An 8,409-nucleotide genomic window follows, 5' to 3' on the forward strand; every position below is an offset into this window, starting at 1 on the left:
CTGAATACTGTAAATAAAACAGAAACTATTTTATAGATTCCTCATTATAATCTTCTTCATATATAAACTTATGAAGCGCTTCAAGATTTTCCTTCTTATCCCAGCCTAAAAAATATGTATTTCTAACATAAACCGTGCTATTATGTCCATCTATAGGAATTCTTAATTGTTCTACTTTGTTTATCTTATTTAAAAGTACATCTTTAGATAAACCCATTATCTCTGATTTGTCCATGCTGGTAGTAACATTTGGCATCATCTCACCAATTGCATTATTTAGTTGCAGTACATTCATCTTAGACAGCTTTTCAAGTAACTTTGTTAAAACTGCTCTTTGTCTTTCTGTTCTTTCAAAATCGCTTCTTCCTACATATCTTATTCTTGCATAACCAACTGCCTGCTTTCCGTTCAAAACCTGTAAACCAGATTTTGTAACCAAAGTAGGAGTTACTTTCTCTATATTAGCAACTTCTTTTACATAGCTATTTAAATATGGTAGTTCTTCTGAAGTAACATTTATCTCTACTCCACCAACTTGATCTATTATCTTCTCAAGTCCAAAAAAGTCAACTTCAACATAATTTTTTATGTTCATTTTAAAGTTTTCATTAATAGTTTTTAACGTAAGTGCTGCACCGCCATAAGCATATGTGTGATTTAATCTATCTTGATTTAATCCATCCATAGGTCCATGCCCTGTAGTATCTACAATCATATCTCTCATTAGTGATGAAAGCTTTATCTTGTCATGTTTTTTATCTATAGTAGCAATCATCATTGAATCAGAACGTGAACTCACATCAGGATCCCTTGCATCAACACCTATTAGTAAAATATTTATATAGTTATCCTGTAATTCTTTATTTTTCTCCGAATAAGAATTAGAATCAATGCCTATATTGGTAGGAAGGTTAGTCTTATGTATCTTTGAAAGTTGACTATTTAACATGTAATATGGTATACCAATAACCAGTCCGATTATAATGATAACAACTGTACTAATTATTAACACTCTCTTTTTTTTATTAATTGGTTTTTTCTCTTTCTTTTTATAACGTTTACCCATATTATACTTCTCCTCTTAACAGTAAAATGTCAATTTATTATATCATATCAAATTAATTATTTCACTTCATAAAAGTTACAACAATTACTGTGACATTGTTTTTTGCTACAATTGAGCTTATCTTCCCCTTAAGCATAGCTTTAATACACTTAACCTCCACTTACAACAGACATCATTTATACAGTTTCCTTACAAACCTTATCTTTTCTGTATGACCTAAAAAAAGATTGATGCAATTACATCAATCTTTTTCTACTATTTAAAATCATATTAATTCTTTGCGAAGACTCATTAAAGCATCGGATGAATAACCAATTAATTTCAACACAGTTCTTTAACGGCACCTAAACATATCATTAAACTCTAAATCCAGATGTTATTTCTTTAAGCTTTTTAGACATCTCAAATAACTCATCTGTAGTTCTTTCTATTTCAGACATAGCACTAAGTTGTTCTTGTACACTAGCACTCATATTTTCAGTTCTTCCTGCTATTTCATTTGAAGTTGAAGCAATATTTCCGATTGCTTTTTCTATTTCTTTAGTGCTTCTTGCCTGTTGTTCATTAGCATCATCAATTTGCTCAATCTGAGTTGCTATATTTTGAATACTATCTATTATGTTTTGTATAGTTTCTCTTACTTCAGAAGCCTTAGAAACTCCAAGGGCCACCTTACCTTCAACTTCACTTACTGATTGAACTGCAGTAGCTGATTTAATCTGATTTTCTTTAACCAACTCAGCAATTTCCTTAGCAGCATTGTTACTTTCATCAGCAAGCTTTCTTATCTCATCAGATACTACATTAAAGCCTTTTCCAGCTTCTCCTGCTCTTGCTGCTTCAATGGCTGCATTTAAAGCCAAAAGATTTGTCTGTTCTGATATTGAAGTTATTATCTTAATAATGTCACCAATCTTCTTTGAGGAAACATCAAGATCATTAATTATTGATGAAACTTCTTTAGATGATTCAGCTATTTCAGTTATTGATTCTACTATTTCATTTACCTTTAATTCACCATTTTCTGCAGCTTCTTTTGCCTTTCTGCCGTTGCTTGTTGTGTTCTTACTTGCTACTGCTGTAGATTCTGAGAAACTTGCAGCTTCTATAAGACTAGCAGTTGTTTCTTCTGCCGCAGCAGCTCCATCAGAAGTTGAAGCTGATATCTCCATAACCGTTCTTGATATTTCTTCAAGACTTTCAGTAGAAGTGGCAGTTGATACATTAAGTTGATCACTTGAAGAAGATATAGTGTCTGCTGATACCGCAACTTCTCTAATTATTGTTTGTAATTTATCCATAAACTTATCGAAGTTATTGCTTAATTCTCCAACCTCGTCATTACTGTTATAATTTATTCTTTGAGTTAAATCACCATTGCTTTCGTTAATTTCTTTAAGCTTTGAAGTAACCCTTCTTACAGGTATTGTCACAGCTCTTATTATAATAATTGATAATACAATTGAAACTAAAGCACAAACACCTATTAGCCCAAATAAAGCCAATCTTGTAGTTGTATATGTAACCTTACTGCTGTCATATGTAGTTTTTGCTTCTGCTACATGCTTATCTATTATCTTATTGAAATCCTTCATTAAAGCATTTTTCATTGAGTCAAAGTTTGATACAGCTGCTGGTGCTCCTTGTTGTCCTTGCTGTCCTGGTTGGCCTTGTATACCTTGTGCTTTCTCATTAGCTCTTTGTTCAGCACTATTTATAAATGCATCCTTAGCTTGTAAGAATGAGTTAAAGTCTGCAAGCAGTGTCTTAAACTCAGAGTCTGACTTATATTTATCTAACGCTTTTGTTACTGATGCTACCTCTGTTGCTATAGCTGCTTTTGTATTAGCTATTGTACTAGAATCAGTTTCCTCCATAAGCGTATTAGCATCATATTTTATGGCATCAATACCTGTTTTTATATCTTCTAATTCTACTATTGGTTTAAGTCTTTCATCATTAAGCTCAATTATCTTTGAGTTCAAATCTGATAATCTAAGCATAGAAGCTCCTCCCATAAGCCCGATAAAGACTAAAAAACTAACCGTAAGTACACTCATTTTTTGCCATAATTTCATCCTGTTTAACAATTTCACCCTTGCCCACTCCCTTTAATGTTTTTTTGTATAGAGACGTGCTTTATCACTATGCTTACATGCTTGTCCTCTTTTGCCATAGCGAATATAAAGGCCTAGAAAACAATCTTAAATTATAAAAACACATCTTTTGTTCTTTAATTTTGTAACCATACCTAGTAAAATTCTACAATCAGTATAATAGAAGTAAAGTTCCTACAATAATTTTCGCTTTAAATTTACTATACCTTTATTTATAATTATACTATAAATTTTGTCAAATGTTATCAGTTATTATCAAATTTTAAAACTACAATTAATACTAAAATAATAAACTTATACATCTTTCTTAGAAACATTATATATGCTGATAATACCTAAAAGAAGGGGGGAAGATATATCAACATATATAAATTATATCTAAGTTCTGGTAATTAATATTTTGCTTACATTTAGAATTATATAAAATAATTGTTGAATCAATATCAAGTAAATATGTGATTTTCATGTGATACAAAGATTTTTAATTATGTTTTATTTTAGGGTTATGTTTAAGAAATTTTTTGAAATTAATTGGTTATACAGTAGAAGCTATATGAGCGAGCTATTAGAATTAAATGATTATATTATAAATTTTATTATTTGCTATTGACTCTATCTTTTCATATAATATATAATATCATTTAAACAAATATAGTAATTAAAGCTGTGAATTGGAATAGTAGTATTTTAGAATCTTTAGAGAGCTGCGGGATGGTGCGACGCAGTGATTCAACAATATGAACTCGCCATGGAGCATACCTGAAGAAAATCAGGTACGGATTTTCCGTTATAAAATTAAGTGAGATCAATGAGTATTTTATTATTCACTGATCTAATAAGAGTGGTACCGCGGATTATGCCTTTCGTCTCTTTTGGAGACGAAGGGCTTTTTTTTATTCTTTAGAAAATTATAATTCGATTATATCTGTGGATAAATATGCGTAACAGACTTAACCCGCAATATAATTTAAAGAATAAATACAATAATAATATTTTATATAAAAGTTTACTAGAACATTTTAGTTAATAATATTTTAGTAAACCTCAAGGGAGGAAAAGTAATGGGAAAATACAGTACTGCCGTAGATAAAAAATGGCAAAAAAACTGGGAAGAAACTAAGCTATATAAATTTGATAAAGAGAATTTAGATAAAAAGCTTTATGTGCTTGAGATGTTCTCCTATCCATCAGGAAGTCAACTTCATGCTGGTCACTGGTTTAACTACGGACCAGTTGATTCTTGGGCAAGATTTAAAAAGATGCAAGGCTACAATGTGTTCCAGCCAATGGGCTTTGACGCCTTCGGTCTTCCAGCAGAAAACTATGCTATAAAAACTGGAATCCACCCTAAGGATTCAACTTATAATAACATTGAAACAATGGAACAGCAGCTTAAGGCTATGGGTGCAATGTTTAACTGGGATAACGAAGTTGTAACCTGTTCTCCAGACTACTACAAATGGTCTCAGTGGTTGTTCTTAAAGCTATATGAAAAAGGGTTAGCTTATAGAAAGAAAGCTCCAGTAAACTGGTGTCCTTCTTGTAATACAGTTCTAGCAAATGAACAAGTAGTTGATGGAGCTTGTGAAAGATGCTCAACTGAAGTTACAAAAAAAGACTTAACTCAATGGTTCTTCAAAATAACTGATTACGCAGATGAATTGCTTGAAAAACTTGACACGCTTGATTGGCCAGAAAAAACAGTATCCATGCAAAAACATTGGATAGGAAAATCAACTGGTGCAGAGGTTACATTCAAAGTAAAGGAATCAGATATAAAATTCGATGTATTTACAACTAGAGTAGATACTTTAAACGGAGTAACCTATGTTGTATTAGCACCTGAAAATCCATTAGTTGATGATATCACTAAAGCTGAATTCAAAGGTGCCGTAGAAAGCTATAAAGAAGATGCTAAAAAACAATCAGATATAGAAAGACAATCAATAACAAGAGAGAAAACTGGCGTATTCACTGGTTCTTATGCTATAAATCCTATAAACAACAGAGAAGTTCCAATTTGGGTAGGTGACTATGTACTTGCAACTTATGGTACAGGTGCAGTAATGGCAGTACCAGCTCATGATGATAGAGATTATTCTTTTGCATCTAAGTATGAACTTCCTATAGAAAGAGTTATAAAAGCTAAAAATGGTGGAAACGACGAACTTCCTTATACTGAGTACGGAATACTTGTTAACAGTGGAGAGTTTGACGGTTTAACTACTGAAGAAGCAAAGATCAAAGTTGTTGAAAAACTAGCAGAAAATAAACTTGGCGAACAAAAGGTAAACTTTAGACTTAGAGACTGGCTAGTATCAAGACAGAGATACTGGGGAACTCCTATCCCAATAGTTTATTGTGAAAAATGCGGGACAGTTCCAGTACCAGAAAAAGATCTTCCAGTAGAACTTCCATATGATGTTAAGTTCACTCCAGATGGAAAATCACCTCTAGCAAAGAGTGAGGAATTTATGAACACTACTTGCCCTTGCTGTGGAGGACCTGCAAAACGTGAAGCAGATACTCTTGATACCTTCATTTGTTCTTCTTGGTATTATTTAAGATACCCAGATAACAAAAATACAGAGAAGCCTTTTGATACTGAAACAATCAACAAGATACTTCCTGTTGATAAATATGTAGGTGGACCTGAACATGCTTGCATGCACTTACTATACGCAAGATTTATAACTAAAGCATTAAGAGATATGGGTTACGTTAACTTTGACGAGCCATTTAAATCCTTAACTCATCAAGGCTTAATCCTTGGACCAGATGGACTTAAGATGAGTAAATCAAAAGGAAACACAATATCTCCTGACGATTATATCTCAAAATATGGTGCAGATGTATTTAGAATGTACCTAATGTTTGGCTTTGCTTATACAGAAGGCGGAGCATGGAGTGATGATGGCATAAAATCAGTTCACAGATTTGTTGAAAGAATCGAAAGAATAATAGAGATGTCAAAAGAGCTTATTGATTCTGGCAAAAATACTAAAAATACAATTGATAAGGCTGAAAAAGAACTTAACTTCTGGAGACATAATTCAATAAGAGCCGTTTCTGATGATACTGAAAAAATGCAATTCAATACGGCTATAGCAAGAATGATGGAATTTATCAATGCTTTATCTAAGTATACTCAAGAAAGCACTATAAATACTACTTTCCTAAAGGAAGTATTAGATGATTATTTGAAGCTTTTAGCACCATTTGCACCTCATTTTGTAGAAGAAAATTGGGAATCACTTGGCAATAATTTCTCTGTATTTAATGCTTCTTGGCCAACATTTGATCCTAAGGCTCTTGTAAAAGATGAAATAGAGATAGCTATACAAGTAAATGGTAAGATAAAATCAAAAATTGTTATACCAAGTGATTTTAACGATGAGCAAATTAAGGCAGCTTCTTTAGAAGATGAAGCAATAAAGAATGTTACAGCTGATAAAACAATCGTTAAGGTTATAGTTATAAAGGGACGTTTAGTTAATATAGTTATAAAATAGAATTTTGATTTCAATAAAGACCACGATTTCACTCGTGGTCTTTTTACTGTATAAGAAATTATAAAATTTTCAAGTTAACTAAAGCAAGTCAGAGAATTCTATCTCTTTATTTTCGCTATTTACTAGACGGTCATCTAAATTAATATCCAAATCATCTTTTTCTTTATCAGGCAAGTATACTTTAAAAGTACTTCCCTCTTTAACTTTGCTTTCTAGTAGGATCTTTCCACCATGCATGTTCACAAGTTCTTTCACCAAAGACAAACCTATGCCACTTCCCTCGTTTTCTCTTACAAGTGAACTAGTTCCTCTTACAAATCTATCGAATATTTTAGCTTGCATTTCTTCAGGTATTCCTTCACCATCATCTTTTACGCTTATAACTACATATTGCTCTTCTTTGGATAGAACTACCTCTATATGCCCCCCAGCTTTTGTATACTTAAAGGCATTTGAAAGAAGATTGAGCATAATTCTTTCTATCTTTTCACTATCAAAGGCTATCATCTTTTCTTCAAATTCAGTATCAAATACTAATTCTATGTTTTTATCATTGGCCGTATCAACTGTTGATAAAGTTAAAGACTCAACAAACTCCACTATATCATAATTCCCCATTTTTATCTTCATATACCCCGTATCAATAGCACTTATATATATGAAGTTATTTGCAAGTTTTATAAGTCTTCTTACATTTCCCTTCATGCTTGCCAGATAGTTTCTTACACTATCTTCATTATTCTTAATATCAGTATGTTCAATCAATTGTATGCTACTGTAAAGTACATTTATAGGTGTCCTTAACTCGTGCGATATATTTACTATAAACTCATTTTTAAGCTTATCCACTTCATAAGCTTCTTCTAGCATAAGCTTCTTATTTTCAACTTGGTTTTTCAGTTCCATTAACTTTGTATCCATATGTTTTCTTGACTCTTCTATAGTGATTGCTATAAGAAGTAAAGATAAAATAAAACTTTGTACCAAATAAGCCACAAGATCCACCTTAAATCTTTGAAGGTCTAAAAATTGACTCACTATAAAATAAATAATTTGGAATGATGAAAGAGATATAGCAACTATACCAAAAGCTCTCCTGCTTACTGTACTTGTATGTTCAATAAATTTCTTTCCTATATATATGTAAATAGACATCAAAAGCACCTTATGTATAAAAGCAGAAGCTATATTAAAATCATAAATGGCAACTAAGTCCATAATAAGAACTATAAACATTGCGCTAATATATGATTTTCTTATCCTCTTTCCCATAAATTCTAATAGTCCTATATATATTATGAAGTGACAGCATAGAAAGAAAAATACAGACAAACCTTTTGCTATTGAATTACCGTAAACTTCTCTATATAAAGTCGCAACTGTAGTAAATATTCCTATAATATGACTTAATGATATATATCCTAAATACTTTTTAGGTTCTATTATATTGTAGATCATAAATATTGTTGAAAAAATTGCATATGAAACAATAACTATTATAAAATAATATAAACTCCCCATACTTCATCCTTTACTGTGATAAAACATTAAAATTTTCATACTTACAGATTATAACACAATATTATATAGAATTACATAATTATACATAATATATAAAGTTTTATTTTAAATTCAAATATTTTGTAACCTAATTATTAACTTAAATATATAAACTAATCTTAACTTCAATTAATCATTTGTCAAACTACGCTTC

Annotated in this window: 4 protein-coding genes and 1 other annotated feature; of the genes, 1 reads left to right on the plus strand and 3 read right to left on the minus strand. The window is 31.3% G+C overall.

The genetic code is table 11. The features are described from left to right. Positions 1-25: 25 nt before the first annotated feature. A complete protein-coding gene (locus J3477_RS24685; RefSeq protein ID WP_206872895.1) occupies positions 26-1,066 on the minus strand; it encodes an LCP family protein in 1,041 nt (346 codons plus the stop codon). Positions 1,067-1,422: 356 nt separating this feature from the next. Further along, positions 1,423-3,144, minus strand: a complete 1,722-nt coding sequence (locus J3477_RS24690) for a methyl-accepting chemotaxis protein (RefSeq protein WP_206872902.1) — start codon at positions 3,142-3,144, stop codon at positions 1,423-1,425. Positions 3,145-3,840: 696 nt separating this feature from the next. Continuing rightward, positions 3,841-4,057: a binding site (T-box leader), on the plus strand. 187 nt (positions 4,058-4,244) lie between these two features. Here J3477_RS24690 and leuS point away from each other — a divergent pair. Then, the gene (leuS, locus tag J3477_RS24695) at positions 4,245-6,695 is read left to right on the plus strand and encodes a leucine--tRNA ligase (RefSeq protein WP_206872896.1); all 2,451 of its coding nucleotides are present in this window, start codon (positions 4,245-4,247) and stop codon (positions 6,693-6,695) included. A 78-nt stretch (positions 6,696-6,773) separates the two neighbouring features. On the opposite strand, the gene J3477_RS24700 is transcribed toward leuS, so the two are convergent. Next, positions 6,774-8,216, minus strand: a complete 1,443-nt coding sequence (locus J3477_RS24700; protein WP_206872897.1) for a sensor histidine kinase — start codon at positions 8,214-8,216, stop codon at positions 6,774-6,776. Positions 8,217-8,409: the final 193 nt, after the last annotated feature.

The sequence above is a fragment of the Clostridium zeae genome, assembly GCF_017312485.1.
Lineage (GTDB): Bacteria > Bacillota > Clostridia > Clostridiales > Clostridiaceae > Clostridium_AR > Clostridium_AR zeae.